The organism is Nocardioides sp. CPCC 205120, from assembly GCF_048654585.1.
Classification (GTDB): domain Bacteria; phylum Actinomycetota; class Actinomycetes; order Propionibacteriales; family Nocardioidaceae; genus Nocardioides.
On the sequence record NZ_JBMCYY010000002.1, the window covers coordinates 794,358 to 819,751 of the forward strand.

Here is a 25,394-nt window from a genome sequence, read left to right on the forward strand (position 1 = left end):
GCCAACCTGACCCGGCCGGGTCAGGTCAGCAGGAGGTCGGTGTCGCGGGCGTCGGTGACGAGCATGTGGCCGGGCGCGTGCGTGAGCGCGAGGCTCGGGCGCGACTCGACCACCGCCGCCTGCGGCGTCACCCCGCAGGCCCAGAACACCGGCACCTCGCCCGGGCGCACCGTCACCGCGTCGCCGTAGTCGGGCCGGTCGAGGTCGGTGATCCCCAGCGCGGCGGGGTCGCCGACGTGCACCGGCGCGCCGTGCACGCCCGGGTAGCGCCCGGTCACCCGCACCGCGTCCGCGACGCGGTCCGCGGGCACGGGACGCATGGACACGACGAGCGGGCCGGAGAGCGCGCCGGCCGGCCGGCACCGCCGCGTGGTGCGGTACATCGGCACGTTGACGCCCTCGGCCTGGTGGCGCACCTCGATGCCCGCCACCTGCAGCGCGTCCTCGAACGTGAACGAGCAGCCGATGAGGAAGGCGACGAGGTCCTCGCGCCACCAGCCCAGCAGGTCGGTCGGCTCGTCGACCAGCTCGCCGTCGCGGTAGACCCGGTACGCCGGCAGGTCGGTGCGCACGTCGCCGTCGAGCAGCGCACCGGCCACCGCCCCGGGCTCGAGCACCTCGAGCAACGGGCACGCGCGCGGGTTGCGCTGCGCGAACACGAGGAAGTCGTAGGCCTCCTCCCGCGGGAGCACCAGCAGGTTGGCCTGCGCCCAGCCCCGGCTCCAGCCCGCGGTCGGGGTGACCAGCCCGTCGCGGAACCGCCGGCGGGCCTCGTGGGGGCTCAGCGCCCCCGGGTCGGCGACCCCGTCCGCCGCCACGTCCGCCACGCCCATCACGTCCGTCGGGTCCATCACGTGCCTCCGGTCTCTCGGTCGGTCGGGATGTCGGCCCAGCGCAGGCGCACGGTCTCCCCCGGGCGCACCTGCGCGGCGCGGTCGACGTCGGCGTCGACCACGACCCCGACGACCGGGTAGCCCCCGGTCACGGGGTGGTCGGCCAGGAACAGCACGGGCTCGCCCGACGGCGGCACCTGCAGCGCGCCCCGGGTCGCGCCCTCGCTGGGCAGCGAGGCGTCGGGGTCGGCCGGTCGCAGCAGCCCCTCCGACGCCTCGGTCGCCGTGCCCCCGCGCTCGAGGCGCATGCCGACGCGGTCGGTGCGCGAGGACGCCCGCCAGGCGCCGGACACCAGGACGTCGGCGTCGGCGACCCAGTCGTCGCGGGGGCCGCGGACGACCCGCAGCACCACCTCGTCGTCGGTCGGCGCGGCGGCCTGCGGCACCCCGTCGACGACCGGCTGCCCGGCGACCTCCTCGCCGACGGGCAGCACCGTCCCGGGCTGCAGCGGCGCCGGGCCGATGCCGGCGAGCACGTCGTGGCTGCGCGAGCCCAGCACGGCCGGCACGTCGAGCCCGCCGCGCACCGCGAGGTACGAGCGGAGGCCGCGGGTCGGCGTACCGACCGCGACGCGGTCACCCGAGCGCGCTGCGACGAGCGCTCCCGGGCCGACCTCGCGGCCGGCGACGACGAGCGGGGCCGGCGCCCCCGTGAGGCACAGCCAGACGACGGCGCCGGCCGGGCCGGTGACCTCCAGCTCGAGACCGCCGAGGGTGACCTCGACCGCGGCAGCCGTCGGCGCGTTGCCGACCACGCGGTTGCCCAGGGCGTGGGCGGCGCGGTCGGCGGCGCCGGAGCGTCCGACCCCGATGCCCGCCTGCCCGGGGCGGCCGGTGTCCTCGACGTACGCCGGCCCCCCGACGCGGTGGACCAGCAGCGCGGTGCGCTCGGGGTCGCTCACGTCGCCTCCGTGAAGCGCACGGCCGCGCCGGGTCGCAGCAGTGCGGGCGGGTCGCGGTCGAGGTCCCAGAGCACGAGGTCGGTGCGGCCCAGCAGCTGCCAGCCGCCGGGCGAGCTGCGCGGGTAGACGCCGGAGAACTCCCCGGCCAGTCCCACGGCGCCGGCCGGCACGCTCGTGCGGGGCTCCGAGCGCCGCGGGACGCCGAGCCGGGGGTCGCCGCCGACGAGGTAGGCGAACCCCGGCGCGAACCCGCCGAACGCGACGCGCCACGGACGACCCGTGTGGGCGGCCACCACCTCCTGCGGCGTCAGGCCGGTGAGCGCGGCGACCTCGTCGAGGTCCGGGCCGTCGTAGACGACGGGGATCTCGACCGTGCCGGCGTCGGGGCCGGGCCCCGGCTCCCCCGGGCCGTCCGCGGGCCCGTCCGCGAGCGCGTCCGCCGTCCGCGCGGCGGCACCCCGCACCTCGGCGAGCGGTACGCCGGGGCGCGCGACCAGCAGCACGGTCCGCGCGGCCGGGACCACCTCGCCGACCGGGCCGTCCGCAGCACTCACGCCCGCCGCGGCCAGCGCGTCGACGAGCCGCACCACGGCCGGGGTGTCCGCGACCTCGACGAGCACGCCGCGGTCGCCGTACGGCAGGAGCCGGGCGCTCACACGAAGGCCCCGAGCCGCACGCCGGCCTCCTCGAGACCGGCGCGCACCGCGCGGGCCATCGCGACCGCGCCGGGCGAGTCGCCGTGCACGCAGACGGACTCGGCGGCCACGGCGACGCTCGCCCCGTCCACCGCCACGAGGGTCCCCTCGCTCACGAGGCGGACGACGCGGGCGGCGACCTCGTCGGGGTCGTGGAGCACGGCGCCGGGCTCGCGGCGGGAGACGAGGGTGCCCGCGGGGGTGTACGCGCGGTCGGCGAACGCCTCCCTCACCGTGCGCAGCCCCGCGGCCTCGGCACGGCGCAGCAGGGCCGAGCCCGGCAGCCCGAGCACCGGGAGCGACGGGTCGAGGGCCACGACGGCGTCGACCACGGCCTGCGCCTGCTCCTCGTGGTGCACCACCGTGTTGTAGAGCGCGCCGTGCGGCTTCACGTAGGCGACGCGGCCCCCATCGACGCGGGCCAGCGCGTCGAGCGCCCCGACCTGGTAGAGCACGTCGTCGGCCAGGTGCCGTGGCTCGACGTCGATGAAGCGGCGGCCGAAGCCCGCCAGGTCGCGGTAGCCGACCTGTGCGCCGATGGCGACGCCCCCGGCCACCGCGAGGCGGCAGGTGGTGCGCAGGGTCGTCGGGTCCCCCGCGTGGAAGCCGCAGGCGACGTTGGCGCTGGTCACCAGCCCCAGCACGGCCTCGTCGTCGCCCAGCTCCCAGCGCCCGAACGACTCGCCGACGTCGCTGTTGAGGTCGACCGTGGTCGTGTCCGCCATGTCGTGCTCCCGCCTCAGAGGTCCATCAGCGGCGTGAACGAGCGCCACGCCAGGAACAGGGTCAGCAGCCAGGCCAGCACCCCGACGGCCAGCAGCCAGCGCGGGTAGCGGTAGCCGTGCAGGAGGTCGCGGCGCCGCCAGGCGATCCACAGCAGCAGGCCGAAGCCGATCGGCAGGATCATGCCGTTGAAGGCGCCGGCGAAGACCAGCAGCGTCACGGGTGTCTGCTCGATGACCACGTAGACCGCCGTCGTGGCCACGATGAAGCCGACGGTCAGCAGGTTGCGCGTGCGGGCCGGGGTGGCGGAGGTGGTGACGAAGGAGATCGAGGTGTACGCCGCACCGATCACCGACGTGAGGGCCGCCGCCCACAGGATGAGCCCGAAGACGCGGAGACCGGCCTCGCCCGCGGCCGCCTCGAAGGCGCTCGCCGCCGGGTTCGCCTCGTCGAGCGCGGAGCCCCCGGCGATGACGCCCAGGATCGCGAGGAAGAGCACGACGCGCATCACGCCCGTCACCAGGATCCCCACCACGGAGCTGCGCGAGATGGCGCGCACCGACTCCGGCCCGGTGGTCCCCGAGTCGAGCAGGCGGTGGGCGCCGGCGTACGTGATGTAGCCGCCGACCGTGCCGCCGATGATCGTGGTGACCGCCAGGACGTCGAACTCCGTCGGCGCCACGACGTTGCGCAGCGCCTCCCCGACCGGGGGCCCGGAGGTGACGGCGATCGTCGTCGTCGCGATGATCATGACGATCCCGAGCGCCACCACGACCCGGTCCAGGGCGATCCCGGCGCGGGCGCTGAGGAAGATCCCCGCCGCGACGACGGCCGAGAGGGCACCGCCCCAGCGCGGGTCCAGTCCGAGCAGGGCGTCGAGGCCGAGCCCGGCGCCGGCCACGTTGCCGATGTTGAAGACGAAGCCACCCACCACGACGAGGCCGGCGAGCAGCCACCCCGCGCCGGGGGCGACGTCGCCCGCGAGCTCGTGGGCGCGGCGACCGGCGACGCCGATCACCCGCCACACGTTCAGCTGCACGGCGACGTCGACGAGGATGGAGAGGACGATGGCGCAGGCGAAGGCCGCGCCGAGCTGGACCGTGAAGGTCGCGGTCTGCGTGATGAAGCCGGGCCCGATGGCGCTCGTGGCCATCAGGAAGATCGCTCCGAGGAGCGCCGAGCGGCGGCCGGCCGAGCTCACGGCCTCCTTGAGCGGCGGGGTGTCACCCATCGCGGGGTCCCTTCGTGGTCCGGACGTGCGGGTGTCGGTCACCGTAAGGACTGTTGAACAATCCCGCAATCCCCCTGCGGTTGCCCCGGACCCGCCTCAGGGCTCCCCGGTACCCCCCGGCCGCTAGGGTCACGGCCGTGGCCGCCTCCGAGCTCGACCCCCTGCTCGCCTCGCTGGGCGAGGCACGGCAGGCCCGCCGCACCGTCATGAGCACCTCCGCCGACCGGGCGGCGCGCCTCCTGCGCGAGCAGGTCGTCGAGGGGGCGCTGCGCTCCGGCACCCGCCTCCCGGAGGTGCGGCTCGCCGACGCCCTGGGCGTCTCGCGCAACACCCTGCGCGAGGCCCTCAGCCAGCTGGTGGCCGAGCGGATCCTGGTGCGCGAGGAGCACCGGGGGGTGCTGGTCGCCACCCCCGACACGGCCGCCGTCCGCGACGTGTACGCCGCCCGCCTCGTCATCGAGCCCGCCGCCCTCCTCCACGGCCCGGCGGTCGACCCCACCCACCTCGCCGCCCTCGACGCCGCCGTGCGCGAGGGCACCACCGCCGGCGAGCGCGGCGAGTGGGCCGCCGTGGCGAGCGCGAACCAGCACTTCCACCGCGCGGTCGTCGCCCTGTCGGGCAGCGAGCGCCTCGTGGCCCAGATGGAGCTGCTGCTGGCGGAGATGCGGCTGTTCTTCCACCAGATGGGCGACCCGGGCCGCTTCCACGCGCCGTACCTCGAGGAGAACGCGATCATCGCCGGCCACCTGCGCGCCGGGCGGCGCGAGGACGCGGCGGCGCGGCTGGCGGCGTACCTGCGGGCCGCCGAGCGGCAGCTCGTCGCCGCCTACGAGCAGCGCTCGGCCGCCGACGACGGTTGACCCCGCCGCGCGGCACTGCCACGCTCCCCCACCACGGGTGCCGCGGTGAGACGCCGGTCACTATGTGACCCACGCCCGGTTACCCATGGGTATCTTCCGGCCAGCCCTGCTCTCGACCCCACAGGAGTGCCCGACGTGCAGAACATCCTCGACGCCATCCAAGCCGGTGACACCACCAGCGAGGACTTCGCCCACCTCGAGCTGCCCGAGTCCTACCGGGCCGTCACGGTCCACAAGGACGAGGTCGACATGTTCGAGGGGATCGCGACCCGCGACAAGGACCCCCGCAAGTCGCTCCACGTCGAGGACGTCGCGCTGCCCGAGCTCGGCCCCGGCGAGGCGTACGTCGCGGTCATGGCCTCGGCGATCAACTACAACACCGTGTGGACCTCGATCTTCGAGCCCGTGTCCACCTTCGGGTTCCTCGAGCGCTACGGCCGCCTCTCCGAGCTCACCAAGCGCCACGACCTGCCCTACCACGTGGTCGGCTCCGACCTCGCCGGCGTCGTGCTGAAGACCGGGCCCGGCGTCACCAAGTGGCAGCCCGGCGCCGAGGTCGTGGCCCACTGCCTCTCCGTCGAGCTCGAGGACCCCGCCGGCCACGACGACACGATGATGGACCCCCAGCAGCGCATCTGGGGCTTCGAGACCAACTTCGGCGGCCTCGCCCACATCGCCCTGGTGAAGTCCAACCAGCTCCTCGCCAAGCCCGACCACCTCACCTGGGAGGAGGCCGCCTCCCCCGGCCTGGTCAACGCCACCGCCTACCGCCAGCTCGTCTCCAAGAACGCCGGCGCGATGAAGCAGGGCGACAACGTCCTGATCTGGGGCGCCTCCGGCGGCCTCGGCGGCTTCGCGACCCAGTACGCCCTCAACGGCGGCGCCAACCCGATCTGCGTGGTCTCCAACGAGGAGAAGGCCAAGATCGTGCGCTCCATGGGCGCCGAGCACGTCATCAACCGCTCCGAGGAGAACTGGCAGTTCTGGAACTCCGACGGCACCCGCCAGAACCCCAAGGAGTGGCAGCGCCTCGGCAAGAGGATCCGCGAGCTCACCGGCGGCGAGGACATCGACATCGTCTTCGAGCACCCGGGCCGCGAGACCTTCGGCGCGAGCGTCTACGTGACCCGCAAGGGCGGCACCATCACCACCTGCGCCTCGACCACCGGCTTCATGCACGAGTACGACAACCGCTACCTGTGGATGAACCTCAAGCGCATCGTGTCCAGCCACTTCGCCAACTACCGCGAGGCGTTCGAGGCCAACCGCCTCATCGCGCAGGGCAAGATCCACCCCACCCTGTCGCGCACCTACACCCTCGACGAGGTCGGCCAGGCCGCGCTCGACGTGCACCACAACTTGCACCAGGGCAAGGTCGGCGTCCTGTGCCTGGCCCCCACCGAGGGCCTCGGCGTCCGCGACACCGAGCTGCGCGAGAAGCACCTCGACGCCATCAACCGCTTCCGCGGCGTCTGAGGCAGCCCCCGCACGCCCGCCCCCGGTCCGCCGGGGGCGGGCGTCTGCGTTCCCGCCCGTCGGACGGGTACGCCGGGCACCGCTCCGGCGCCACGCCGGGGCGGGCGCCGGACTGTCATCCGTCCCCCCGATCCGCAACACTGGACCATGCGCGCGTGCCACCCAGCACCGACGCACCCCGACGCGAACCGCGCGTCGAAACGCGGCCAGAGGAGTTCTCCAGCATGAGCGACAAGGGACTGTCGATCTTCGACGAGGAGCCGGAGACCGGCACCGCCAACCCCGACGACCAGTCGACCCAGGCGATCCCCGCCGTCCGCGGGGCCGGCCCCGCCGACACCGTCGCGCAGCCGGCGGTCCGTCCCTCACGTGAACCCGCACGGGCCCCGGTGCCCCCGCGGCCCGGCACGCCGACCCGCGTCGCCGCGGCGCCCCCGCGCGCCGCCGCCCCCACCCCCGCCGCGTCGCGCGGCGCGATCCCGGCCCTGCCGGTCGTGCGCCGCGGCGGCTACGACCAGGAGGCGGTGAACCGGGCGCTGCAGCAGCTCGTCGACGAGAAGGCGGGTCTCGCGGCCGGCCTGAGCGGCGCCGAGCACCGCATCGCCGACCTCGAGGCGGAGATCGACGCCCTGCACAAGCAGGTCGCCGAGTTCAAGAACCCGACGTACGCCGGTCTCGGCGGCCGCGCGAGCGAGATGCTCCGCCTGGCCGAGGAGGAGGCCAGCGACGTGCGCGAGACGGCCGCCCAGGAGGCGTCCGAGATCCTCGAGCAGGCCAACCGCGACGCCCGCGCCATCCGCGCGGACGCCGCGCGCGAGGCCGAGGACATGCGCGCGGTGCAGCTGCGCGACCTCGAGGACCAGCGCACGCGGATCATCGCCGACGCCGAGCAGGAGCGGACCCTGGCCCGCTCCGAGGCCTCGGACCTCGTCGCCTCGGCGAAGCGCGAGGCCGCGCAGCTGCGGCTGGCCGCCGAGCAGGAGGCCAACGACCTGCGCAGCAGCGCCACCCGCGAGGCCGAGAAGCTGCGGGCCGGCGCCGACCGCGAGGTGCAGGAGGCCCGCCGGGCGCTCGCCGTGGAGAAGGAGCGCCTCGCCCGCGAGGCCGCCGACCACCACGCGAGCGCGATGGCCCAGACCAACCAGATCGTCACCGAGGCCGAGGAGCGCGCCGCGGCCGCCGAGGAGCGGGCCCGGGAGGCCATCGCCCAGGGCACGGCGCAGCGCGAGCAGGCCCAGCGGGAGGCCGAGGCGCTGCTGAGCCGGGCCCGCCGCGAGGCCGAGCAGATCGTGGCCTCCGCCCGCACGCAGAGCGAGTCGATCCAGGCCTCCGGCCACGCCGAGGCGGCGCGCGAGCTCGCCGCCCTCAAGTCCGAGGCCGAGCGGATGGCGCGCCGCCGCGACGCCATCGCCGCCCAGCTGGGCGCCCTGCGCGACGTCGTCGCCGGCTTCGCGGCCGACGAGGACGCCCAGGCCTGACGCCCGGGCGGGGTCTCGAGATTCCCCGCCTGAGCGGGGAAACATGTCGCTACGGCCGATGCCTGGGCCGTAGAGCACATGTTCTCGTCGCAGAGACCCGGTACGGCGGGGCTCAGCCCGCCTCGGCGACCTCGGCGCTCTCGGGCTCGCCGAGGCGGACCTCCTGCACCCCGGCCTCGCCGAGCTTGACCACGACGACGCCGACGAGGATGAGCAGGCCGCCGACCAGCTGCAGCGGGCCGGGCAGCTCGCCGAGCAGCAGCCACGCGAAGACGAGGGCCATCACCACCTCGGACAGCGCGACGAACGAGGCGAGACGGGAGCCGAGGCGGCGCGAGGCCGCGATGCCGGTGGTGTAGGCGAGCGCCGCGGTCACGAGGCCGAGCCCCAGCACCGGCAGCCACCACGGGACGGCGGTCTCGCCGTACACCACGTCGGCCGTGGTCGCCGCCATGGGCAGCACGCCGACGAGGCCCGCCGTGCCGAGGGTGACGGCGCCGACCGTGAGGCCGCCGGCGGCCAGCACCGTGCCGGGCAGGCCGTTGTCGCCGTCGGCGGAGATCACGAAGTACGCCGCGCAGCCGATCATCGCGCCCAGGCCCCACAGCACGCCCACGACGTTGAGGCTCACGCCGCCGACGACGCCGAGCACCAGCGCCAGGCCGACGGCCGCGACGGCGGCTCCGAGGACGGTCGCGCGGCCGGGACGCTGGCCGTGGCGCAGCCACATCCACACGATGACGGCGACGGGCGCCGTGTACTCGATGAGCAGCGCGACCCCCACCTGCAGGTAGGAGACGGCGTAGAAGTAGCAGAGCTGCGCGCCGGCGACGGCCAGGACGCCGTAGAGCGCGACCGTGCCGAGCGTGCGCGGGTGGCCGAGCAGCACGCCCCAGCGCCCGCGCAGCAGCAGCACGGCGGGCACGAGCAGCACGACCGCCGCCAAGGAGACCCGGGCCGTGACGGCAGCGCCGGCGGTCCAGCCCGCGTCGAGCAGACCACGGGCCAGCGCCCCCGACAGCCCGAACGCGGAGGCCGAGGTCAGCGCCAGCAGGAGCCCGGCGCCGAGTCGTTGGCCGGGCACCGCGGCCACGGGGGTGTCAGGAGTCAACGTCGTCATGGGTCATGACGGTAGACCTCGCTTGGTAAGGTGTCAAAATGCTTTTCACGCATGACACCGAGGTCTCGCTCGGATCGGCCGTCGCGCTGGTCAACAGCGCCGAGCCGCCCGACACGATGACGACGGTCGCGGACCTCGACGAGTTCTTCGCGGGGTTCGAGTACGCCGGCCGCCACGACCGCACCCGCGCGGAGCTGGAGGAGGTGCGCGACCTGCGCCCGCGCCTGCGCACCCTGCTGACGAGCACACGCGACGACGCCGTCACCATCGTGAACGAGATGCTGGCCGAGGCCGGGGCGCTCCCCCAGCTCGCGCGCCACGACGGCTGGGACTGGCACCTCCACGCCATCGATCCCGGCCGTCCGTTCGCCGAGCGCATCGCGGTCGAGACCGCCATGGCCATGGTCGACGTCATCCGCTCCGACGAGATGTCGCGCCTCAGCCTCTGCGCGGCCGACGACTGCGCGGGCATCGTGCTCGACCTGTCGCGCAACCGGTCCCGCAAGTTCTGCTCGACCACGTGCGGCAACCGCACGGCGGTGGCCGCCTACCGGGCCCGCCAGAGCGGCTGAGTCCTCCCCGCCCGCTCCCCGGCCCGTCCCGCCCTCAGTCCTCCGCGGAGCGCTGGGCCGGCCCGGGCACCGGCACGTCGGCGTACGCCGCGAGGTTGTGCGCGTTGTAGGCGCTCGTGTCGGCGCTCGTCATCGGCCCGCCCCACTCCCGCGGCAGCGGGACGTCCACACCGGGCGCGACCCGGGCGACGACCTCGTCGAGGACGCGCTCGGCGTCGCCGACCCACAGGTGCTTGGCCCCCTCCACGCCGACGACCTCCGCCTGCGGCACCACGGAGAACCGCTCGCGCGCCTCGTCGGGGCGCAGGTAGTCGTCGTGCTCCGGCACGAGCGCCGTCAGCGGCTTGTCCGACGTCGCCCACGCCTCGAGGTGCTCGGGGAGCGAGTAGCGCAGCGGGGGGCTGAGGAGCACGGCGCCGCGCACGTGCGGGTCGAGCCCGTGCATGAGGGTCACGTCCGTCCCGAAGGACCAACCGACGAGCCAGACCTCCGGCAGGTCGGCGAACTCGGCGTACTCGATGGCGGCCGCGACGTCGAAGCGCTCCCCCACCCCGTTGTCGAAGGTGCCCTCGCTCGTGCCCTGCTCGCTCCACGTGCCGCGCGAGTTGTAGCGCAGCACGGCGACGCCGGCCAGCGCGGGCAGGCGGAAGGCGGCCTTGCGGAAGACGTGGCTGTCCATCATCCCGCCGTGGGTGGGCAGCGGGTGCAGGCAGATGATCGTCGCGACCGGGTCGCGGTCCTCCGGCAGCGCCAGCTCGCCCACGAGCGCGAGCCCGTCGGCCGTGTGCAGCGTCAGCGCCTCGCGGCGCGCCGGGAGGACGGAGTTCGCTCGGATCTTCTGGGCCACGTCGAGAAGGCTAGTCGCACCACGCGCGCTCGCCGTCGGGGGCGAGGTCGAGGTCGCGGCGCACCACCGACAGCTCGTCGCCCCAGCCGGCGCACGCCGTCGCCAGGCCCTCGTCGGTGTACTCCACGACGAGCACGCGGTCCCCGTACGACGCGGCGTAGGCCCCGCACTCGTCGTACGCGCCGCACTCCTCGACCACCGCCAGGTCGAAGCCGACGGCGGTGCCGTCGTACTCCCCCAGGTTCTTCTGCGCCGCGGCGAGCCCGGCCCCGTGGGCGACGTCCACGAGCAGCGCGGCGTAGGCCGCCGCGTCCTCGAGCGTCAGCAGCCCGTCGGAGCGCAGGAAGGAGTCGAGGTTGTCGAGCTCGACGGCGTCGAAGCCGTCCGCGGCGCAGCCCTCGATCCACGGGCGCACCACCTCGACGAGCGCCGCCCGCCTCTCGGGCGTCGAGGTGTCGAGCAGCGCCTCGTCCCAGTCCTCGTCGACGACCGGCTCGCCCGCGTCGTCCACGAGGAGCAGGTCGCCGCCCGCCCACGTGTCCTCCTCGCCCGGCTGGGCCTGGAACGCGTTGACGTAGCAGAGGTTGTAGACGCCCGCGAGCGGCTCGGCCGCGCGGTCGCGCTCCACGACGGCGACGTCGGCGGGCACGTCCCGCGGGCCGCCGATCTGGTAGTCCCAGCGCGCCCCGGCCGGGGGGAGCGTGACGCCGTCCGCCGCGCCCGGGTCGCCCGTCGCGTCCCCGTCGTCCGCCGCGCCCGGGTCGCCCGTCCCGCAGCCGCCGAGAACCAGGACCAGGACCAGGCAGGCCACCGGGGCGGCCAGCACGACGCCCCCTCGTCGTGCCCGCCCGACCCGTCGCGCGCCCATCGTGTCCTCCCGCCCGGCCGGGCCGGTCCCGGTGCCGCGCGTCAGTGAAGCACGCGGCGCCGGGCCCGGCTGCCGGGCAGTGTCGGGGAACCCGTCAGGAGTAGTCGTGGAACCCCGCGCCGGTCTTGCGGCCGAGGCGGCCCTCGGCCACCGCCTCCTCGAGCGTGCGCGCCGGCGCGAGGCCGGGCTCGCCGAACTCGCGGTGCAGCTCCTGCTGGATGGCCAGCGACACGTCGTTGCCCACCACGTCGAGCAGCTCGAAGGGGCCCATCGGCAGGCCGACCTGCTCCTTGATCGCCGCGTCGATCTCGACCAGCGAGTGCGTCCCCTGCTCGGCGAGCAGCGCCGCGTCGTTGAGGTAGGGGAACAGCAGCGCGTTGACGATGAAGCCGGCGCGGTCGCCGCACGACACGGCCACCTTGCCGACCCGGGCGCACAGCGCGCGCACGGTCTCGTCCACCTCGGGGGCGGTGCGCTCCGTGGTCACGACCTCCACGAGCTTCATGACCGGCGCCGGGTTGAAGAAGTGCATGCCGATCACGGCCTCGGGGCGCGAGGTGGCGTCGGCGCACCGCGCGATCGGCAGCGAGGACGTGGTCGTCGCGAGGATGGCGCCCGGCTTGCAGATCCGGTCGAGGTCGGCGAAGAGCTCGGTCTTCACCGCCAGGTCCTCCGCGATCGCCTCCACGACGAGGTCCACCTCCGCGAGGGCCTCGCGCGAGGTGGCGCCGTGCAGACGACCGAGGACCGCCGCCTTCGTGGCCTCGTCGCCCCGGCCCTTGGCGATCGCCCGGTCCTGGTTCTTCGTGATCGAGGCGACGACGCCGGCGAGCTTGTCGTCGCTGCGCCCGACGTACGTCACCTCGTGGCCGGCCTTGGCGAAGACCTCGACGATGCCGGCGGCCATGGTGCCGGTGCCGACGACGCCCACCGTCCGCACCTCGTGGCGCAGCCGGGGGGCGTCGTCGGACGACGGGGTCTCCTCGTCGGCGACGACGGCCCCGTCGGCCCAGGTGTAGAGACCGCGCCCGACGCCCCGGCCGGTGCGACCCTCGGCGACGAGCTTCTCCAGGAGCTCGGCGGGCTGGTGCAGGTGGTCCCCGCTCTCGGCGTACCGCGCGGCCAGGGCGTCGCGCACGACGTCGAGACCGATCTCGTCGAGGGCCTGCAGCGGCCCGACGGGGTAGCCGCAGCCGAACCGCATGCCCGCGTCCACGTCGCCGCGGGTGGCGTAGCCGGACTCGTACATCCGCACGGCGTGGTTCAGGTACGGGTAGACCAGGGTGGCGCTGATCTGCTCGCTGTGTGAGGTCATGGCCGCGATGATGACACGAAACCTACTGGCCGGTAAGTCCCTTTGTGGGCGGCGTCACGTCGACGTTCGCGTCGACGTCCCGCGGGCTCAGGCGGTGGCCCGCTCGTCCGGCGGCACCTCCGTGATCGTCCCGTCGCGCCGGCCCCGGCGGTAGTCGGCGAGCTCCTTGCGCACCACGGGCAGCAGGAGGTAGCAGGCCAGCAGGTTGACGATGGCGCACATGAACAGCATCGAGTCGGCGAAGTCGATGACCGAGCCGAACGAGATGACCACGCCCACCACGGTGAAGAGGCAGAACACGACCTTGAAGACGTTCTCGCTGCGCGTGCTGCGCCCGAAGATCTCGGTCCACGCCTTCATCGAGTAGTAGGCCCACGTGATGAGGGTGGAGAACGCGAAGAGCGCGACGGCGACGGCGAGCACGATGGGGAACCACGGCAGGAAGGTCTCGAACGCGTCGGAGGTGACGACCACGCCGTCGGGCGCCGGACCACCGTCCGCGACGACGCCCCGCTGCTCGGAGTAGTACGCGGTGTCCGCGATGACGATGGTCAGCGCCGTCATCGTGCAGATGACCACCGTGTCGATGAAGGGCTCGAGCAGGGCGACGAAGCCCTCGCTGACGGGGTGGCGGGTCTTCGCCGCGGAGTGCGCGATCGGGGCGGAGCCCACCCCGGCCTCGTTGGAGAACGCGGCCCGCTGGAAGCCGATGATAAGCACGCCCACGGCGCCACCCGCCACGCCCTCGGGCCGGAACGCACCGACGACGATCGCCTCGATCGCGGCCGGGACGTGGTCGATGTTCACACCGATGACGAGCAGGCAGGCCACGATGTAGACGAGCGCCATGGCCGGGACGAGACGACCGGTCACCCGGCCGATGGACTGGATGCCGCCGATGATGACGGCGCCGACGAGGAGGGCCAGCACGACGCCGAAGCCGAGGGCGGCACCCGCGGTGCCGAGGAACCCGTCCTCGCCACCGGTGACCTCGCGGGCCTGCGCGAAGGTCTGGTTGGCCTGGAACATGTTGCCGCCGACGACGCCGAAGAAGAACAGCGCGACCGCGAAGACGAGCGTGAGGATGCGGGTGGGCACCCGGCCGAAGCGGGCGAAGGCGACGGGCAGGTAGCGGAAGGGGCCGCCGGTGACGGTCCCGTCCTCGTGGATCTCGCGGTAGCGGACACCGAGGGTGCACTCGACGAACTTCGTGCACATGCCGAGCAGGCCGGCGATGATCATCCAGAGCGTGGCCCCCGGGCCGCCGAGCGTGACCGCGGCGCCGACGCCGGCGATGTTGCCGAGCCCGACGGTGCCCGAGACCGCCGACGACAGGGCCTGGAAGTGGGTGACCTCGCCGGGGTCCGTCTCGCGCGAGAACTTGCCGCGCACGAGCCCGATCGAGGTGCCCAGGCTGCGGAACTGGATGCCGCGGAAGTAGACCGTGAAGACGGCGGCCGCCACGACCAGCCAGAGCACGATGAGGGGGAAGGTGACGCCACCGATGGTGGGGGCGTAGAAGATCACGCCGCTGACGGCGGAGGCGATGGGGTCGAAGCCGTCGCTGATGGCCTGCTCGAGGTCTCCGAGCCAGCCGGACTGGGTCGGTTCCGCGGCGAGGTCGGCCGCCGCGGGACCGGGAGGGTTGTGAGTGACGTGGGTCATGCGCCCACACCCAACCGGAGACGGTGGGGCCGGTCAATCCGGGGCGGGGCTCGGGTAGGTTGCCACCCCGTGAGACTCGTCGTCGCTCGTTGCCAGGTGGACTACGCCGGGCGCCTGACCGCGCACCTCCCGATGGCCACGCGGGTGATCATGGTGAAGGCCGACGGCTCGGTGCTCGTGCACTCCGACGGGGGCTCCTACAAGCCGCTGAACTGGATGAGCCCGCCGTGCCGCCTCGTCGAGGGCACCACCGAGGACGGCGCCGTCGAGTGGGTGGTCACCAGCAAGGGCGACGACACCCTGCGCATCCTCATCGCCGAGGTCCTCTCCGACTCCAGCCACGACCTGGGCGTCGACCCCGGCCTGCAGAAGGACGGCGTCGAGAAGCACCTGCAGGCGCTGCTCGCCGAGCACCCGGCCACCCTGGCCGACGGCCTCACGCTGGTACGGCGGGAGTACCCCACCGCCATCGGGCCGGTCGACCTCATGTGCCGCGACGCCGTGGGCGCCTCGGTGGCGGTCGAGATCAAGCGCCGCGGCGAGATCGACGGCGTCGAGCAGCTCACCCGCTACCTCGAGCTGCTGAACCGCGACCCGGCGCTGCGTCCCGTGCGCGGCATCTTCGCCGCGCAGGAGATCAAGCCGCAAGCCCGCGTGCTCGCCACCGACCGCGGCATCACGTGCGCGGTGGTCGACTACGACGCGCTGCGCGGCATGGACGACGCCGAGGACCGGCTCTTCTGAGGTCCCGGCCGTGACGCTGCGCCTCCTCGACCCCGCCGGCCGCGGCCTCGAGCTGACGGTGCGCGGCTACGCGTTCCCCGAGGCGACGAGCACGGCGGAGTCCTACGACCCCGACGCCAACTGGCTGGTGGTCCACGCCGTCGTCAGCACCGGCACGGGCGTCCGGGAGGTCACCGAGCCCTGCCTGACCACCACCGAGGCCCGGAGCATCGTCGAGTGGCTCCGCGCGGTCGCGGACGGCCGGGGCTGGGCGAGCCTCACGTTCACCGAGCCGACGCTGGCGTTCCGCCTGTCGCGCCAGGCCGGCGGGAGCGCCGCGCTCGAGGCGCGGGTGCGGGACCCGCGCTCCCCCGACGCGCCGACGACGGTGGGGCTCGTCGTACCGTCGCCCGACCTGCGCGCCGCCGCCGACGCGTGGGAGCACCACCTCGCCGACCACCCGGAGCGCTGAGCATGCTGATCCACCACGTCGCCACGGCCGCCGACTGGGAGCGGGCCCGGGCCACCGGCTCGTACACCACCTCGACCCGCGGACGCAGCCTCGAGCAGGAGGGCTTCCTGCACGCCGCCCGCGCCGAGCAGGTCGCCGGCGTCCTGGAGCGCTACTACGGCGACGTCACCGAGCCGCTCGTGCTGCTCGTCGTCGACACCGACCGCCTCGACGAGCTCGGCGTGCCGTGGCGCGAGGACCCGGTCGGGGACGACACCTACCCCCACGTGTACGGCGAGCTCCCCACCACCGCGGTGGGCGCGGTCGAGCCGGTCAGGCCCGGCGAGCCTCCAGCGGCGGGCTGACGGGGCCGGGCGCGCCCACGAGTCGCGCCACCTCGTCGGCGCACCCCCACGACAGCGTCACGCCGGCACCCCCGTGGCCGTAGCAGTGGACGACGTCGCCCACCCGCTCCACACGTACGGCGGGACGCAGCGGCCGGAGCCCGACCTTGTGGCGCAGCACCCGGGCGTCGCGCAGGCCCGGGACGAGGCGCGCGGCGCGGGCCAGGATCCCCGCCGCGACCTCGGGCGACGGGGTGCGGCTCCACTCGCCCTCCAGGTCGGTGCCGCCGACCACGACGTCGTGGCTGCGGGGCAGCACGTAGGTGGGGTCGTCGCCCGAGGCGTCGAGCCACCACCGGTCGAGCCCGAACTGCTCGACGACCACGACCTGGCCGCGGTTGGGCACCACGGTGCGGTCGGAGGCGAGCAGGCGCGCGCCGATGCCGGTGCAGTTGACGACGACGTCGGCCGAGCTCGGCAGCGCCGAGAGGTTCATGCGGGTGATGGTGCCGCCCAGCGCCTCGACCCGCCCGGCCAGCCAGCGCAGGTAGACCGGCATCTCGACGAGCGGCGTCCGGAAGGTCCACCCGTCGACGTACCCGTCGGGCAGCGCGGTCTCGCGGGCCAGCGCCGGCCCGCCGTCCGCCCACCACGGGTCGGGCGTCGGCGCGCGGAAGACCTCGGTGCCCTCGCGCAGGACGACGCCGGCGTCGGGGTCGGTGTCGGCGATGGCGTCGAGGACGGCGTAGGTCGTGCGCCCCCAGTCGCCCACCCGGGTGCGGGGGAAGGCGAGGTAGGGGTACCAGATCGCCCCGGCCACCGCGGACGTGGTCTCGAGCGGCAGGTCGCGGGCGACGACGTCGACCCGGTGGCCGTCCTCGAGCAGGCGGACCGCCGCCGAGAGGCCCACGACCCCGGCACCGACGACGATCACGCGGCTCATCGGACGGCCCTGCTCACGCGCCCGCGACCGGCGGCGCGGTCGGGTCGGCGGCCTCCGAGCGCTGCTCGCGCGCGACGTACTCCTCGATGTCGTTGACGTCGTCCCTGCTGCGCGTCACGACGGTGAGCAGGTCGCTCATGGTGGCGACCTCCTCGACCTGCTCCTTGATGAACCACTGCATGAACTGCTCGGAGGCGAAGTCGCTCTCCTCGCGGGCGGTGCGCAGCAGGGCGTTGATCTGCTCGGTCACCTTCTTCTCCTGCGCCAGGGCGAGGGCGACGGGGGCGACGATGTCGTCGAAGGTGGAGATCGGCGCGCCGACACCGGGGATGGTCACGGCGGCGTCGGTGTCGAGGAGGTACTTGACCATCATCATCGCGTGGTCGCGCTCCTCGACCGCCTGGCCGTAGAAGAAGGCGGCCATCTGGGGCATGGTCAGCGCGTCGTAGTAGACGGCGCAGGCCAGGTACTGGTTGTGGGCGGCCAGCTCGTTGCCGATCTGGGCGTTGAGCTGCTCGGCGAAGCGGGCGGCGGGCATGGGCACTCCTCGGTCACGGGCGACGGCTGCGGTGATTGTGGCAGAGCCGCGCCGCGGCGGGTGCTCAGGCAGCCTTCTCCAGCTTCTTCTTGGAGACCTTCTTGCCGTCGACGCGCACGAGGTGGCGGTGCTTGACGGTGTAGCCGTCCGGCAGCGTGCCCTCCTTGAGCATGCGCAGGGGGCAGCGGCCGCACTTCGACTTCGACTCGCAGCACTTCAGCTTGGGGAGCTTCTTCCCCTTCGACTTGCCCACGTGGCCGATCGTACGGGAACGACGAAGGTTCGCCTTACCTGTGTGACCGGAGCCGCACGAGGGGCCCGGCCACGTTTGCCGGTGTCCCCCGGCCGGGAAGGTGGCCCGCCATGAGCAGCCACCCGCCCGAGCCGCCGCGGAACCCGGCGTACCCGTCGCAGACCCCGCAGGGCCCGCAGGCCCCGCAGCGGTACGCGGCCCCTCCCGCGCAGCGCCCGAGCGGCCAGGGCACCACGGCGGCCGGCATCGTGCTGCTCGTCATGGGCCTGACGTCGATGCTCGTCAGCGCCGTGCCGGACGCCCTGACGCACTCGACCTTCGGCGACGGCGAGGGCGAGGGCGACGTGGGCGTGCTCAAGCTCTACGTCTCCGCGCAGGTGGGCAACGCGCTGGTCGCGCTCGGGCTCGTGCTGCTCGCCGGTGCGCTGACCTGCTTCGCCCTCACCCTGGTACGGCGCGCGCGCCGCTGAGCGGGCCGGGCGCTGCGGCGCCCGGCCGTGGGACTCAGGCGAGGCCGTTGGCCGCGCGGATGACGTCGACGATGCCGCCCATGATCTCGGTGAGGCCGAAGTCCTTGGGGGTGTAGACCGCGGCCACGCCCAGCTCGCGCAGGCGGCGGGCGTCGGAGTCGGGGATGATCCCGCCGACGATCACCGGGATGTCGTCGGCACCCGCGGCCCGCAGGCCCTCGAGCACGTCGGGCACCAGCTCCATGTGCGAGCCCGACAGGATCGAGAGCCCGACGCAGTGCACGTCCTCGGCCACCGCGGCGGACACGATCTGCTCCGGGGTGAGCCGGATGCCCTGGTAGACGACCTCGAACCCGGCGTCACGGGCCCGCACCGCGACCTGCTCGGCACCGTTGGAGTGCCCGTCCAGCCCGGGCTTGCCCACCAGCAGCCGCAGCCGACCGCCCAGCTCGTCGCTCGTCGCGGTGACGCGCTCGCGCACGGCGGTGAGCTCGGCGCCCGCCTCGGCCACGCCCACCGCGCCCGAGACGCCCGTCGGGGCGCGGAACTCGCCGAAGACCTCGCGCAGCGTGCCGGCCCACTCCCCCGTCGTCGCGCCCGCACGGGCCGCGGCCAGGGTGGCGTGCATCAGGTTGGTGTCGGTCTTGGCGTCCGCGGCCAGCCGCGCCAGCGCCTCGGCCACGGCCTTCTCGTCGCGCTCGGCCTTCCACGCCTCGACCGAGGCGATGGCCGCGGCCTCGGCCTCGGGGTCGGCGGTCTGGATCGCACCGTCGAGGTCGGCGGTCAGCGGCGAGGGCTCGGTGCTCTGGAACTTGTTGACCCCGACGATGATCTCCTCGCCCCGCTCGATGCGGGCCCGGCGCGCCGCGTGCGAGGACACCAGGGCCTGCTTCATGTAGCCCGACTCCACCGCCGCGATCGCGCCGCCCATCGCCTGCACCCGGTCGATCTCGGCCTTCGCGCTCTCCACGAGCTCGGCCACCTTCGCCTCGACCACGTGGCTGCCGTCGAAGATGTCGCCGTACTCCAGCAGGTCCGACTCGTAGGCCAGCACCTGCTGCAGCCGCAGCGACCACTGCTGGTCCCAGGGCCGCGGCAGGCCCAGCGCCTCGTTCCACGCCGGCAGCTGCACCGCGCGGGCCCGGGCGTCCTTGCTCAGGGTCACCGCGAGCATCTCCAGCACGATGCGCTGCACGTTGTTCTCCGGCTGCGACTCCGTCAGCCCCAGGCTGTTGACCTGCACCCCGTAGCGGAAGCGGCGCATCTTGGCGTCCGTCACGCCGTACCGCTCGCGGGTGATCTCGTCCCACAGCTGGACGAACGCCCGCATCTTGCACATCTCCTCGACGAAGCGCACGCCCGCGTTGACGAAGAACGAGATGCGGCCCACGACCTTCTCGAAGTCGGCCTCGTCGACCTGGCCCGAGGCCTTCACCGCGTCGAGCACGGCGATGGCGGTGCACAGGGAGTAGGCCAGCTCCTGCGTCGGCGTCGCACCGGCCTCCTGCAGGTGGTAGCTGCAGATGTTGATCGGGTTCCACTTCGGGATCTGGTGGACCGTGTAGGCGATCATGTCGCTGATCAGGCGCAGGGAGTGCTCGGGCGGGAACACGTAGGTGCCCCGCGACAGGTACTCCTTGATGATGTCGTTCTGCGTCGTGCCCGCGAGCTGGCCCGCCACCTCCTCCGGCGACAGGTCGGGGTTCTGCTCCTCCGCGGCGACCTGGTACATCGCCAGCAGCCACATGGCGGTCGCGTTGATCGTCATCGACGTGTTCATCCCCGTCAGCGGGATCGCGTCGAACAGCTTGCGCATCTCCCCCAGGTGCGGCACCGGCACACCCACCTTGCCGACCTCACCGCGCGAGAGCGGGCTGTCGGGGTCGTAGCCGGTCTGCGTCGGCAGGTCGAACGCGACCGACAGACCCGTCTGGCCCTTCTCCAGGTTGCCGCGGTACAGCGCGTTCGAGGCCTCCGCGGTGGAGTGGCCCGCGTACGTCCGCATCACCCACGGGCGGTCCTTCGCCGGACGCTCCGGAACAGCGGCGGGAGTGGGAGCGGCGGCGGCGTCGACAGCGCTCTGCGGGGAGTTGGTCATGGGGGCAGAGTATGACGAAAGTGACTGACAGGTAACCACGATGTGTGGCCCACACGACACGCCCTCAGGCCGAGCTGGCGACGCTCTCGACCTCCATGAGGCGGGCCAGGTGGGACAGGTGCATGAGGCGACGGACCCCCGGCTGCGGCGACGCCACGAGCACGTGGTGACCGTCGCGGGCCGCCCGTCGGCCTGCCGCGGCCAGCACCCGCAGCGCAGTCAGGTCGACGTTCTCGACGCCGGCCAGGTCGACGACGACGCGGTCGTGGTGCACCAGCGCCTCGTCGATGGCGCTGCGCACCCGTCCGGTGCTCCGCACGTCGAAGTCGCCCACCAGCTCCAGCCGTGGGCCCGTGCCCACGATCTCCACGTGGTTGCCGGCGCGCCTGCGCCCGGCGGTCCTGCCCCGCTCGTCCATCCCGATCCCCCGTTCCCCGGCCGCCGCCGGATCGCCGTCCCCCGTTGTGACGCCGTGGCGGGCGGATCGGTTGCATCCCCCGCGGACGTCCCCCGGCACCTCGCGGCGCCTCTCGAGGTCCGTGCTCCACGCTGTCACGGGCCGCGGCGGCGGCGCATCCGACTTTCGGCTGACCGCCACGGACCCTGCGGCCCGCCGCGTCAGCCCTAGGGTGGACGCATGGTCAACCTGACGCGCATCTACACCCGCACCGGCGACGCCGGCACCACGCGGCTCGGCGACATGAGCGAGACGACGAAGACCGACCTCCGGCTGGAGGCGTACGCCGACGTCGACGAGGCGAACGCGCACATCGGCGTCGCCCTGGCCGTCGGCGACCTCGAGCCCGACGTCGTCGCCGTGCTCACCCGGGTGCAGAACGACCTCTTCGACGTCGGCGCCGACTTCTCCACCCCCGTCCTCCCCGACCCGGAATACCCCCCGCTGCGCGTGGAGCCCGACTACGTCGACCGCCTCGAGGCGTGGTGCGACGCCTACAACGAGCACCTGCCGAAGCTGCGCTCCTTCATCCTCAACGGCGGTACGCCGGGGGCCGCGCACCTCCACGTCGCGCGCACCGTCGTACGACGGGCGGAGCGCGCCGCCTGGGCGGCGCACGAGCAGCACGGCGACTCCATGAACGTCGAGGCCATCAAGTACCTCAACCGGCTCTCCGACCTGCTCTTCATCCTGGCCCGGCACGCGAACCGCGAGAACGGCGACGTGCTGTGGGTGCCGGGCGGCGAGCGCGACTGAGGCGCAGGCCCGGCATCGCGGCGCGGGGATCGTCGCGGGGGCGCCGCTCAGGCGTCGCGGGCGCGGTCGGCGTGCCCGAGGCCGCGCTCGGGCGCCGCGAGGTCGCGGACCCGCCGCTTCAGCTCGGTGATCTCGGGGAAGCCGCCGTCCGTGCTCCGGTCCCACACCGGGTGGGGCACGCCGTCGACCTCGACCTCCACCCGGAAGGCACCGCCGGTGGCGGGCGCGAGCGCGACCTCGTCGAGCTCGTCGGCGAACGTCTGCAGCAGCTCGCCGGCGTACCAGCTCGCCCGGAGGAGCCAGTTGCAACGGGTGCAGTAGGTGATGCGGACGCGGGCGCTCACGGGCGGCTCAGATGTGCTCGGCGGTACCGGGCGGCGCGGCCTCGAGCCACGCCTGCAGGCCCATGAGCGAGGCCGACCCGAGCGCCAGCTCGACGGGGCCCTGGGGTGTCGTGCACTCCACGACGACGTGGTCGGCGTAGAGCGACGAGCTCTCCCCCGCCACCGGCGCGCGGCGACCGACGTACTGCAGCTCGGAGCGACCCCAGACGCGCTTCGGTCGCGGGGAGAGCGAGAAGATCCGGAACCACTCGAGCCGGCCGCCCTGGTAGCGACCCAGGCCGAGGACCCAGCCGTGGCCCGGGTTCGAGGTGCGCAGGCGCACGCTCAGCTCGAAGGTGCCGCCGTCGCGGGACAGGAGCCGTCGTCGCACGACGAGACCGATGCCGTAGAGGACCAGCAGCGCGACGAGGACGGCGAGGCCGTCGAGCAGCCACTGCCACCACGGCATCCGCGTCCTCCTCGGGGGTGGGGGAACCGCGGCGACCCGACGGGCCGTGCGGTGTCCGCATGCTACTGCCCGGCCCGCACCGTCGGGGGTGCGGGCCGGGCAGCAGCGGTGGAACGGGTGGTGCGGGGTACGACGTGGGTCAGGAAGCCTGCTCGGCGGCCCGGACCCGCGCCTCGGCGAGACGCAGGGAGGCGAGCGCCTCCGTGTCGTCCTCGCCGGCCTCCTTGGCGCGCGTGACGTCGGCGCGCGCCTTCTCGACGTCGATCTCGTGCGAGAGCTCGGCGTACTCGGACAGCACCGAGACCCGGTCGTCCGCGACGGACAGGAACCCGTCGGAGACGGCCGCGACCCAGGTCTGGCCCTCGGTCGACTGGATGTCGACGACCCCGTGGGCCAGCACGGCCAGCAGCGGCGCGTGACCCGGCAGGATCCCGACGTCGCCCTCGATCGTGCGGGCGATGATGCGGGTGGCCTCGCCGGACCACACCACGCGGTCCGCGCTGACCAGCTCGACGTGCAGCGTGCCGGCCATCGTCAGAGGTTCTTCTGGATGTCGGCCCACTTGGCCTCGACGTCCTCGAGGCCACCGCACATGAAGAACGCCTGCTCCGCCACGTGGTCGTACTCGCCCTCGGCGATCTTGTTGAAGGCCTCGATCGTGTCCGCGATGGTCACGGTCGAGCCCTCGATGCCGGTGAACTGCTTGGCCACGTAGGTGTTCTGCGACAGGAAGCGCTGGATGCGACGCGCGCGGTGGACGACGATCTTGTCCTCCTCGCTGAGCTCGTCGACACCGAGGATCGCGATGATGTCCTGCAGCTCCTTGTTGCGCTGCAGGATCTGCTTCACGCGGATCGCGCACTCGTAGTGCTCCCGACCGATGTACTGCGGGTCGAGGATGCGCGACGTCGACGTCAGCGGGTCCACGGCCGGGTAGATGCCGAGCGAGGCGATGTCGCGCGACAGCTCCGTCGTGGCGTCCAGGTGGGCGAACGTCGTGGCCGGCGCCGGGTCGGTGTAGTCGTCGGCGGGCACGTAGATCGCCTGCATCGAGGTGATCGAGTGACCGCGGGTCGACGTGATCCGCTCCTGCAGCTGACCCATCTCGTCGGCCAGGTTCGGCTGGTAGCCCACCGCGGACGGCATGCGGCCGAGCAGCGTCGAGACCTCCGAGCCGGCCTGCGTGAACCGGAAGATGTTGTCGATGAACAGCAGCACGTCCTGCTTCTGCACGTCGCGGAAGTACTCCGCCATCGTCAGCGCGGAGAGGGCGACCCGCAGGCGCGTGCCCGGCGGCTCGTCCATCTGGCCGAAGACGAGGGCGGTCTGGCCGAAGACGCCGGCCTCCTCCATCTCGACCATGAGGTCGTTGCCCTCACGGGTGCGCTCGCCGACGCCGGCGAACACCGACACACCGCCGTGGTTGCGGGCCACACGCGCGATCATCTCCTGGATGAGCACGGTCTTGCCCACGCCCGCGCCGCCGAACAGACCGATCTTGCCGCCCGTGACGTACGGGGTCAGCAGGTCGATGACCTTGATGCCGGTCTCGAACATCTGGGTCTTGGCCTCGAGCTGGTCGAAGGCCGGCGCCTTGCGGTGGATGCCCCAGCGCTCGTTGACCTCGAGGGTCTCGCCCGGCGCGAGGTTCATGCAGTCGCCGGTCGTGTTGAACACCTTGCCGAGCGTCACGTCGCCGACGGGCACCGTGATCGACTCGCCGGTGTCGACGACCTGCGAGCCGCGGACGAGGCCGTCCGTGGGCTTCATCGAGATGGCACGGACCATGCCGTCGCCGATGTGCTGCGCGACCTCGAGGACGATCGTGTTCTGCACGCCGCCGAGGTCGAAGGTGACCTTGAGGGCGTTGTAGATCGCCGGCATGGCGTCGGTCGGGAACTCGATGTCCACGACCGGGCCGATGACACGGGCGATACGACCGACGGAACCGGTGGCCCCGCCGGCCTGGGTCTCATCAACAGTGATGGTCATTGTGTTCACTCACTCCCGGCTTGGGCGTCGGCCAGCGCGTTGACGCCACCGACGATCTCGCTGATTTCCTGGGTGATGCCGGCCTGGCGGGCCTGGTTGGCGATCCGCTTGTACTTCTTGATGAGCTCGTCCGCGTTGTCCGTGGCCGACTTCATCGCCTTCTGGCGCGCCGCGAGCTCGGAGGCCGCCGCCTGCAGGAGCGCGAAGAAGATCCGGCTCTGCACGTACTTCGGCAGCAGCGCGTCGAGCACCTCGGTGCCGGACGGCTCGAACTCGTAGAGCGGGAGCAGGTCGTCCTTCCCGGGGGCCTCGGTGCCCTCGACGACCTCCAGCGGCAGCAGGCGGATGGCCTGCGGCTCCTGGACGAGCATGGACTTGAAGCGCGTGAAGACCACGTGCACCTCGTCCACGCCCCGGACGTCGTCCTCGACCTCGTCGGTCTCGGTGAGGAACGCGGCGATCAGCGTCTGGCCGATCGACCGCGCGTCCTCGTACGACGGCTGGTCGCTGAATCCCGTCCAGGAGCGGGCGACCGCCCGCTGGCGGAACTTGAAGTACGCCTCGCCCTTGCGGCCGCTGATGTAGACGTCGACCTGCTTGCCCTCGCCCCGCAGCCGCTCGAGGAGGCGCTCGGCCTCCTTGAGCACGTTGCTCGAGTAGGCCCCGGCCAGACCGCGGTCGCTCGTGACGATGAGCACCGCGGCACGCCGCGGGTCCTCGGGCTCGGTGGTCAACGGGTGGTCGACGTTCGAGAACGTCGCCACCGCGGAGACCGCACGCGTGAGCTCACGGGCGTAGGGCGCGGCGGCCTGCGCCCGCTGCTGCGCCTTGATGATGCGGGACGCAGCGATGAGCTCCATGGCGCGCGTGATCTTCTTCATCGACTCGGTCGATCGGATCCGCGCGCGGTACTCCCGCAGCGATACGGCCAT

29 protein-coding genes are annotated in these 25,394 nt (G+C 73.5%); 9 read left to right on the forward strand and 20 right to left on the reverse strand.

Annotated features, from left to right (window positions below; translation table 11 throughout):
* Positions 1 to 20: 20 nt before the first annotated feature.
* From ACOACO_RS14770 to ACOACO_RS14790, 5 genes are read right to left on the reverse strand one after another with little or no spacing between them, the layout of a single operon-like run.
* Entirely contained in the window at positions 21 to 851 is an 831-nt protein-coding gene (locus ACOACO_RS14770) for a putative hydro-lyase (RefSeq protein WP_420297025.1), read from the reverse strand.
* Entirely contained in the window at positions 851 to 1,795 is a 945-nt protein-coding gene (locus ACOACO_RS14775; RefSeq protein ID WP_420297026.1) for a biotin-dependent carboxyltransferase family protein, read from the reverse strand. Before ACOACO_RS14775 ends, ACOACO_RS14770 begins: the two co-directional genes overlap by 1 nt.
* Entirely contained in the window at positions 1,792 to 2,451 is a 660-nt protein-coding gene (locus ACOACO_RS14780) for a 5-oxoprolinase subunit B family protein (protein WP_420297027.1), read from the reverse strand. Before ACOACO_RS14780 ends, ACOACO_RS14775 begins: the two co-directional genes overlap by 4 nt.
* Positions 2,448 to 3,215 carry a LamB/YcsF family protein gene (locus ACOACO_RS14785; protein WP_420297028.1) on the reverse strand — a complete coding sequence of 256 codons (768 nt, stop codon included), beginning with the start codon at positions 3,213 to 3,215 and terminating at the stop codon, positions 2,448 to 2,450. The genes ACOACO_RS14780 and ACOACO_RS14785 overlap by 4 nt, the downstream gene beginning before the upstream one ends.
* A gap of 14 nt (positions 3,216 to 3,229) precedes the next feature.
* Positions 3,230 to 4,444: an NRAMP family divalent metal transporter gene (locus ACOACO_RS14790; protein ID WP_420297029.1), complete on the reverse strand. Its 1,215-nt coding sequence runs from the start codon at positions 4,442 to 4,444 to the stop codon at positions 3,230 to 3,232.
* Between the two features lie 137 nt (positions 4,445 to 4,581).
* Between ACOACO_RS14790 and ACOACO_RS14795 the strand changes: the two genes are divergently transcribed.
* The 3 genes from ACOACO_RS14795 to ACOACO_RS14805 all read left to right on the forward strand — a co-directional run bounded on the left by ACOACO_RS14795 (position 4,582) and on the right by ACOACO_RS14805 (position 8,258).
* Complete coding sequence (locus ACOACO_RS14795; RefSeq protein WP_420297030.1) at positions 4,582 to 5,304, forward strand: GntR family transcriptional regulator; 723 nt, start codon at positions 4,582 to 4,584, stop codon at positions 5,302 to 5,304.
* A 135-nt stretch (positions 5,305 to 5,439) separates the two neighbouring features.
* The gene (gene ccrA, locus ACOACO_RS14800; RefSeq protein WP_420297031.1) at positions 5,440 to 6,780 is read left to right on the forward strand and encodes a crotonyl-CoA carboxylase/reductase; all 1,341 of its coding nucleotides are present in this window, start codon (positions 5,440 to 5,442) and stop codon (positions 6,778 to 6,780) included.
* 224 nt (positions 6,781 to 7,004) lie between these two features.
* Entirely contained in the window at positions 7,005 to 8,258 is a 1,254-nt protein-coding gene (locus ACOACO_RS14805) for a hypothetical protein (RefSeq protein ID WP_420297032.1), read from the forward strand.
* 112 nt (positions 8,259 to 8,370) lie between these two features.
* On the opposite strand, the gene ACOACO_RS14810 is transcribed toward ACOACO_RS14805, so the two are convergent.
* Entirely contained in the window at positions 8,371 to 9,378 is a 1,008-nt protein-coding gene (locus ACOACO_RS14810) for an EamA family transporter (RefSeq protein ID WP_420297033.1), read from the reverse strand.
* 38 nt (positions 9,379 to 9,416) lie between these two features.
* Here ACOACO_RS14810 and ACOACO_RS14815 point away from each other — a divergent pair, with 38 nt between their 5' ends.
* Positions 9,417 to 9,950 carry a CGNR zinc finger domain-containing protein gene (locus ACOACO_RS14815; RefSeq protein WP_420297034.1) on the forward strand — a complete coding sequence of 178 codons (534 nt, stop codon included), beginning with the start codon at positions 9,417 to 9,419 and terminating at the stop codon, positions 9,948 to 9,950.
* 34 nt (positions 9,951 to 9,984) lie between these two features.
* Here the strand turns inward: ACOACO_RS14815 and ACOACO_RS14820 are convergent, their stop codons facing one another.
* From ACOACO_RS14820 to ACOACO_RS14835, 4 genes are all read right to left on the reverse strand, one after another.
* Entirely contained in the window at positions 9,985 to 10,797 is an 813-nt protein-coding gene (locus ACOACO_RS14820) for an alpha/beta hydrolase (RefSeq protein ID WP_420297035.1), read from the reverse strand.
* A gap of 10 nt (positions 10,798 to 10,807) precedes the next feature.
* Positions 10,808 to 11,623, reverse strand: a complete 816-nt coding sequence (locus ACOACO_RS14825) for an endo alpha-1,4 polygalactosaminidase (protein ID WP_420297036.1) — start codon at positions 11,621 to 11,623, stop codon at positions 10,808 to 10,810.
* A gap of 136 nt (positions 11,624 to 11,759) precedes the next feature.
* The gene (locus ACOACO_RS14830) at positions 11,760 to 12,980 is read right to left on the reverse strand and encodes a 3-hydroxyacyl-CoA dehydrogenase NAD-binding domain-containing protein (protein WP_420297037.1); all 1,221 of its coding nucleotides are present in this window, start codon (positions 12,978 to 12,980) and stop codon (positions 11,760 to 11,762) included.
* 87 nt (positions 12,981 to 13,067) lie between these two features.
* Positions 13,068 to 14,645, reverse strand: a complete 1,578-nt coding sequence (locus ACOACO_RS14835) for an alanine/glycine:cation symporter family protein (RefSeq protein WP_420297038.1) — start codon at positions 14,643 to 14,645, stop codon at positions 13,068 to 13,070.
* Between the two features lie 69 nt (positions 14,646 to 14,714).
* Between ACOACO_RS14835 and nucS the strand changes: the two genes are divergently transcribed.
* The 3 genes from nucS to ACOACO_RS14850 are packed head-to-tail and all read left to right on the forward strand — an operon-like array spanning position 14,715 to position 16,184.
* Positions 14,715 to 15,389: an endonuclease NucS gene (gene nucS / locus ACOACO_RS14840; protein ID WP_420297039.1), complete on the forward strand. Its 675-nt coding sequence runs from the start codon at positions 14,715 to 14,717 to the stop codon at positions 15,387 to 15,389.
* Positions 15,390 to 15,399: 10 nt separating this feature from the next.
* On the forward strand, positions 15,400 to 15,840 hold the full coding sequence (locus tag ACOACO_RS14845; RefSeq protein ID WP_420297040.1) for a WapI family immunity protein: 441 nt from the start codon (positions 15,400 to 15,402) through the stop codon (positions 15,838 to 15,840).
* A 2-nt stretch (positions 15,841 to 15,842) separates the two neighbouring features.
* On the forward strand, positions 15,843 to 16,184 hold the full coding sequence (locus ACOACO_RS14850) for a DUF952 domain-containing protein (protein WP_420297041.1): 342 nt from the start codon (positions 15,843 to 15,845) through the stop codon (positions 16,182 to 16,184).
* Here ACOACO_RS14850 and ACOACO_RS14855 read toward each other — a convergent pair.
* The 3 genes from ACOACO_RS14855 to ACOACO_RS14865 all read right to left on the reverse strand — a co-directional run bounded on the left by ACOACO_RS14855 (position 16,153) and on the right by ACOACO_RS14865 (position 17,897).
* On the reverse strand, positions 16,153 to 17,106 hold the full coding sequence (locus ACOACO_RS14855; RefSeq protein ID WP_420297042.1) for an FAD-dependent oxidoreductase: 954 nt from the start codon (positions 17,104 to 17,106) through the stop codon (positions 16,153 to 16,155). The two genes, ACOACO_RS14850 and ACOACO_RS14855, sit on opposite strands and share 32 nt — an antisense overlap.
* A gap of 13 nt (positions 17,107 to 17,119) precedes the next feature.
* On the reverse strand, positions 17,120 to 17,644 hold the full coding sequence (locus tag ACOACO_RS14860; protein ID WP_420297043.1) for a ferritin: 525 nt from the start codon (positions 17,642 to 17,644) through the stop codon (positions 17,120 to 17,122).
* A gap of 64 nt (positions 17,645 to 17,708) precedes the next feature.
* Complete coding sequence (locus tag ACOACO_RS14865) at positions 17,709 to 17,897, reverse strand: hypothetical protein (protein ID WP_420297044.1); 189 nt, start codon at positions 17,895 to 17,897, stop codon at positions 17,709 to 17,711.
* A 110-nt stretch (positions 17,898 to 18,007) separates the two neighbouring features.
* Between ACOACO_RS14865 and ACOACO_RS14870 the strand changes: the two genes are divergently transcribed.
* Complete coding sequence (locus tag ACOACO_RS14870) at positions 18,008 to 18,367, forward strand: hypothetical protein (RefSeq protein WP_420297045.1); 360 nt, start codon at positions 18,008 to 18,010, stop codon at positions 18,365 to 18,367.
* Positions 18,368 to 18,401: 34 nt separating this feature from the next.
* Here ACOACO_RS14870 and ACOACO_RS14875 read toward each other — a convergent pair whose 3' ends face one another.
* A complete protein-coding gene (locus ACOACO_RS14875; RefSeq protein ID WP_420297046.1) occupies positions 18,402 to 20,465 on the reverse strand; it encodes a protein meaA in 2,064 nt (687 codons plus the stop codon).
* A gap of 64 nt (positions 20,466 to 20,529) precedes the next feature.
* Entirely contained in the window at positions 20,530 to 20,883 is a 354-nt protein-coding gene (locus ACOACO_RS14880; RefSeq protein WP_420297047.1) for an STAS domain-containing protein, read from the reverse strand.
* 219 nt (positions 20,884 to 21,102) lie between these two features.
* Between ACOACO_RS14880 and ACOACO_RS14885 the strand changes: the two genes are divergently transcribed.
* The gene (locus tag ACOACO_RS14885) at positions 21,103 to 21,678 is read left to right on the forward strand and encodes a cob(I)yrinic acid a,c-diamide adenosyltransferase (RefSeq protein ID WP_420297048.1); all 576 of its coding nucleotides are present in this window, start codon (positions 21,103 to 21,105) and stop codon (positions 21,676 to 21,678) included.
* A gap of 47 nt (positions 21,679 to 21,725) precedes the next feature.
* Here the strand turns inward: ACOACO_RS14885 and ACOACO_RS14890 are convergent, their stop codons facing one another.
* The 5 genes from ACOACO_RS14890 to ACOACO_RS14910 form a co-directional block, all read right to left on the reverse strand.
* Positions 21,726 to 22,022, reverse strand: coding sequence for a SelT/SelW/SelH family protein (locus ACOACO_RS14890; RefSeq protein WP_420297049.1), 297 nt, complete (start codon positions 22,020 to 22,022; stop codon positions 21,726 to 21,728).
* A gap of 7 nt (positions 22,023 to 22,029) precedes the next feature.
* On the reverse strand, positions 22,030 to 22,470 hold the full coding sequence (locus tag ACOACO_RS14895) for a DUF2550 domain-containing protein (protein WP_420297050.1): 441 nt from the start codon (positions 22,468 to 22,470) through the stop codon (positions 22,030 to 22,032).
* 139 nt (positions 22,471 to 22,609) lie between these two features.
* The gene (locus ACOACO_RS14900; RefSeq protein WP_420297051.1) at positions 22,610 to 23,002 is read right to left on the reverse strand and encodes a F0F1 ATP synthase subunit epsilon; all 393 of its coding nucleotides are present in this window, start codon (positions 23,000 to 23,002) and stop codon (positions 22,610 to 22,612) included.
* Between the two features lie 2 nt (positions 23,003 to 23,004).
* Positions 23,005 to 24,462: a F0F1 ATP synthase subunit beta gene (gene atpD / locus ACOACO_RS14905; RefSeq protein WP_420297052.1), complete on the reverse strand. Its 1,458-nt coding sequence runs from the start codon at positions 24,460 to 24,462 to the stop codon at positions 23,005 to 23,007.
* A 5-nt stretch (positions 24,463 to 24,467) separates the two neighbouring features.
* Entirely contained in the window at positions 24,468 to 25,394 is a 927-nt protein-coding gene (locus ACOACO_RS14910; RefSeq protein WP_420297053.1) for a F0F1 ATP synthase subunit gamma, read from the reverse strand.

Bases quoted from the DNA above. Each gene is read 5' to 3' on its own strand.
- ACOACO_RS14770 (WP_420297025.1), bottom strand. From the start codon at position 851: ATGGACCCGACGGACGTGATGGGCGTGGCGGACGTGGCGGCGGACGGG.
- ACOACO_RS14785 (WP_420297028.1), bottom strand. From the start codon at position 3,215: ATGGCGGACACGACCACGGTCGACCTCAACAGCGACGTCGGCGAGTCG.
- ACOACO_RS14790 (WP_420297029.1), bottom strand. From the start codon at position 4,444: ATGGGTGACACCCCGCCGCTCAAGGAGGCCGTGAGCTCGGCCGGCCGC.
- ACOACO_RS14805 (WP_420297032.1), top strand. From the start codon at position 7,005: ATGAGCGACAAGGGACTGTCGATCTTCGACGAGGAGCCGGAGACCGGC.
- ACOACO_RS14810 (WP_420297033.1), bottom strand. From the start codon at position 9,378: ATGACGACGTTGACTCCTGACACCCCCGTGGCCGCGGTGCCCGGCCAA.
- ACOACO_RS14815 (WP_420297034.1), top strand. From the start codon at position 9,417: ATGCTTTTCACGCATGACACCGAGGTCTCGCTCGGATCGGCCGTCGCG.
- ACOACO_RS14830 (WP_420297037.1), bottom strand. From the start codon at position 12,980: ATGACCTCACACAGCGAGCAGATCAGCGCCACCCTGGTCTACCCGTAC.
- ACOACO_RS14835 (WP_420297038.1), bottom strand. From the start codon at position 14,645: ATGACCCACGTCACTCACAACCCTCCCGGTCCCGCGGCGGCCGACCTC.
- ACOACO_RS14850 (WP_420297041.1), top strand. From the start codon at position 15,843: ATGCTGATCCACCACGTCGCCACGGCCGCCGACTGGGAGCGGGCCCGG.
- ACOACO_RS14855 (WP_420297042.1), bottom strand. From the start codon at position 17,106: ATGAGCCGCGTGATCGTCGTCGGTGCCGGGGTCGTGGGCCTCTCGGCG.
- ACOACO_RS14860 (WP_420297043.1), bottom strand. From the start codon at position 17,644: ATGCCCGCCGCCCGCTTCGCCGAGCAGCTCAACGCCCAGATCGGCAAC.
- ACOACO_RS14870 (WP_420297045.1), top strand. From the start codon at position 18,008: ATGAGCAGCCACCCGCCCGAGCCGCCGCGGAACCCGGCGTACCCGTCG.
- ACOACO_RS14875 (WP_420297046.1), bottom strand. From the start codon at position 20,465: ATGACCAACTCCCCGCAGAGCGCTGTCGACGCCGCCGCCGCTCCCACT.
- ACOACO_RS14880 (WP_420297047.1), bottom strand. From the start codon at position 20,883: ATGGACGAGCGGGGCAGGACCGCCGGGCGCAGGCGCGCCGGCAACCAC.
- ACOACO_RS14885 (WP_420297048.1), top strand. From the start codon at position 21,103: ATGGTCAACCTGACGCGCATCTACACCCGCACCGGCGACGCCGGCACC.
- ACOACO_RS14895 (WP_420297050.1), bottom strand. From the start codon at position 22,470: ATGCCGTGGTGGCAGTGGCTGCTCGACGGCCTCGCCGTCCTCGTCGCG.
- ACOACO_RS14900 (WP_420297051.1), bottom strand. From the start codon at position 23,002: ATGGCCGGCACGCTGCACGTCGAGCTGGTCAGCGCGGACCGCGTGGTG.
- atpD (WP_420297052.1), bottom strand. From the start codon at position 24,462: ATGACCATCACTGTTGATGAGACCCAGGCCGGCGGGGCCACCGGTTCC.
- ACOACO_RS14910 (WP_420297053.1), bottom strand. From the start codon at position 25,394: ATGGCCGTATCGCTGCGGGAGTACCGCGCGCGGATCCGATCGACCGAG.